The sequence below is a fragment of the Nonomuraea zeae genome, assembly GCF_005889725.1.
Taxonomy (GTDB): domain Bacteria; phylum Actinomycetota; class Actinomycetes; order Streptosporangiales; family Streptosporangiaceae; genus Nonomuraea; species Nonomuraea zeae.
Genome location: NZ_VCKX01000562.1, coordinates 1 through 3,178 on the forward strand (window position 1 = coordinate 1; position 3,178 = coordinate 3,178).

Below are 3,178 nucleotides of genomic sequence, written 5' to 3' on the forward strand. Positions count from 1 at the left end.
CCCCCGCCGCCTGACCTCCTCCGCCTGACCGCGGCACACGCCCGCCCGGCCGCGCCCAAGCGCGGACCGGTACTGAAGCATGCCCCTTTCCCCGTTCGGAGCTTTCTGCATGTCCACGCATTCCCCCGCCCGCCGCTGGCTCGGTCTGATAGCCATCGCGCTGGGCGTCGCGCTGATCGTGGTGGACACCACGATCGTCAATGTGATCATCCCGCCGATCATCGAGGACCTGAAGGTCAACGCCACCCAGGCGCAGTGGATCCAAGAGTCCTACGCGATCGTCTTCGCCGCGCTGCTGCTGCTGACCGGCCGCTACTCCGACATCCTCGGCGCCAGGCGGGTCTTCCTGTCCGGTGTCGTCGTCTTCGGCGCGACCAGCCTGCTGGCCGGGCTCGCGCCGGGCGGCGGCCTGCTCATCTTGGCCCGCTTCCTGCAGGGCGCGGGGGCGGCGATGATCCTGCCGACCTCCCTGGCCCTGCTGAACGCCACCTTCACCGGCAAGGCACGCGGCCAGGCCTTCGCCGTATGGGGCTCCACCATCGGCGCCGCCGCCGCCTTCGGCCCCGCGCTGGGCGGGTGGCTGTCGGAGCACGCCTCCTGGCGCTGGGCCTTCGGCATCAACATCCCGCTGTCACTGCTGATCCTGGCCGGCGGCATGGTGTTCCTGGCCCCCTCACCGCGAAAGCCCGCCCGCATCGACGCCGCCGGGGCGGCCCTGTCGATCCTCGGCCTCGGACTGCTCGCCTTCGCCCTGGTCGAAGGCCGCACCTACGGCTGGCTGGCCACCGTCGAGCCGCTCGAGATTCTCGGGTTCACCTGGAGCGGCGGCCCCTCGCCCGTCCTGGTGGCGCTGCTGCTGTCCGCGCTGGCACTGACCGGCTTCGTCCGCCGGCAGGCCGTCCTCACCAGGAGCGCCGAGCCCGGCAAGGCGCTCATGGACGTCCGGCTGTTCGCCATCTCCTCCTTCCGCAACGGCAACATCGCCACCACGATCATCGGTCTCGGCGAGTACGGGATCATCGCGGTCCTGCCGCTGTGGCTGCAGTTCACCCTCGGCTACAGCGCGGTCCAGGCGGGCCTGTCCCTGCTGGCCGTGGCCGTGGGCAGCTTCGTGGCCAGCGGCGCCAGCTTCGGCCTGGCCGCCAGGGTCTCCGCGCTCGGCCTGGTCCGGATCGGGCTGGCGCTGGAGGCGGCGGGCCTGGTCGTGCTCGGGCTGATCGCCGCGACCGGCAGCCCGTGGTGGACGATCGCGGGGGCCCTGTGCCTGTACGGCGTGGGCGTCGGGTTCGCCACCGCCCAGGTCACCAACGTCGTCCTGGCCGATGTGCCCGAGACGAGCTCGGGGCAGGGCTCCGGCGTGCAGAGCGCCTTCCGGCAGCTCGGCTCGGCACTCGGCATCGCCGTGCTGTTCACGGTGTTCTTCACCGCGCTCGGCGCGAACCTCCAGGACGCGCTGACGACGTCGGGCCTGCCCGTCGCGCGGTCCGAGCAGCTGGCGCACACCGTCACCGACAGCGCGGGCGCCGCGATCGCGCCGCTTGCCGCCGACCCGAACACCGCGATCGTGGCCACCGCCGCCCGCGAGGCGATGACCGGCGGGCTGGCCCTCGGCTCCTACGTCGGAGCCGGCTTCCTGCTCCTGGCGCTGCTGGCCACCGCCACGATCCCCGCCGCCAGGAACACCGGCCGCGACAGGGAGCCGGCCCACCACTGACCGCCAGCCCGCTTGCACCCGGTCGTCGTCGAACGATTCCCGCGATTGCGGCCAGGTGGCCAGACCGTGGACATCCGCGGTGCCGGCCAGAACGTCACCCGGCTCACGGGCATCGAGGAGGGGATCCTGCGCGGTGAGCTGTCCGCGCTGCTGTACGAGCGCACCCGCCGGAACACCGACTACCTCTTCGGCGACGAGATCAGCGAGGCGTACGAGGAGCCCGGCCACGTGCGCCTGGCCGTCAAGCCCGGCGCCGCGCAGCTCGTGCGGCCCGGGGTCACACGCCGGGCCCCGGCTCGCTATGTTGCTGGCATGAGCTCCACGCGCCCAACGATCTCCGATGTCGCGACCGCGGCGGGAGTGTCGCGAGCCGCCGTGTCGAAAGTGCTCCGCGACGCCTACGGCGTGAGCCCGCGCATGCGCGAACGCGTGGAGCAGGCCATCGCGGAGCTGGGCTACCGGCCGCGCGAGGCCGCCCGGGCGATGCGCACCTCGACCCGCACGATCGGGGTCGCCGTGCCCCTGCTGCGCGGCCAGTTCTTCGCCGACATCCTCGACGGCGTGTACGAAGCGCTCGACTCCGGGCCGTACCGCATGCTCGTCTCGCCCTTCGACCACGAGTCCGACGAGCGCAACCCCGGCATGGAGGCATTGTGGGACCGGGAGGTCGAGGCGTTGATCGTCGTCTCGCCTAAGGTGCGCACCGCGTGGCTCGACGACTTCGCGCGGCGGCTGCCCACCGTGGTCGTGGCCCGGCACGATCCGGGCGACCACTACGACAGGGTCGTGGACGACGACCGCGCCGGCGCCGCGCTGGCCGTGGAGCACCTGGCCGGCCTCGGCCACCGCCGCATCATGCACCTGTCGCACGACGTCACGGGCACGGGCGTGCTCAGCCCGCACGCCGTACGCGAGGCCGGCTATCGCGAGGCGATGGAGCGGCTCGGCCTGGGAGCCCACGTCGAGGTCGTCCGCTGCGGCGGCAGCGAGGCCGCGACCTGGGAGGCGACGGGGGCCCTGCTCGACGGGGGAGAGCGGCCCACGGCCCTGTTCGTCGGCTCCGACCAGGGGGCGTTCGGCAGCCTGCGCGCGCTGGCCGAGCGCGGCCTGCGGGTGCCGGAGGACGTCTCGGTCGCGGGCTACGACGACACCCAGTTCGCCTCGCACCCCCGCTTCTCCCTGACCACCGTCGCCCAGTACGGGGTGACGATGGGGCGGGTGGCGGCGGAGTTCGCGCTCGAACGCGTCGAGGGCCGTACGGACAGCCGCGAGTGGGTGTCCCGGCCGACGCTGATCGCCCGCCAGTCGACCGGCCCGCGCGCGGAACCTGCATTATGAATCTGCCCCGAAAATCCCTTCCTGAGCTGGGCACGCGGCAGCGAACCCCGACCTGGTGATCATGGTTGGGGTTTCGCGGTGAGTGGTGGTCAGGAGCTGTGAAGGATCACCTGTCCGTCTTGGATG

Annotated in this window: 2 protein-coding genes; both read left to right on the forward strand. The window is 72.5% G+C overall.

What is annotated here, in order from left to right; translation table 11 throughout:
- Window positions 1-109 precede the first annotated feature (109 nt).
- On the forward strand, window positions 110-1,714 hold the full coding sequence (locus tag ETD85_RS61125; protein ID WP_138698911.1) for an MFS transporter: 1,605 nt from the start codon (window positions 110-112) through the stop codon (window positions 1,712-1,714).
- Window positions 1,715-1,780: 66 nt separating this feature from the next.
- Window positions 1,781-3,052 (forward strand): LacI family DNA-binding transcriptional regulator, encoded by a 1,272-nt coding sequence (locus ETD85_RS61130; protein WP_206059628.1) that lies wholly within the window; start codon window positions 1,781-1,783, stop codon window positions 3,050-3,052.
- The last annotated feature ends 126 nt before the right edge of the window (window positions 3,053-3,178 follow it).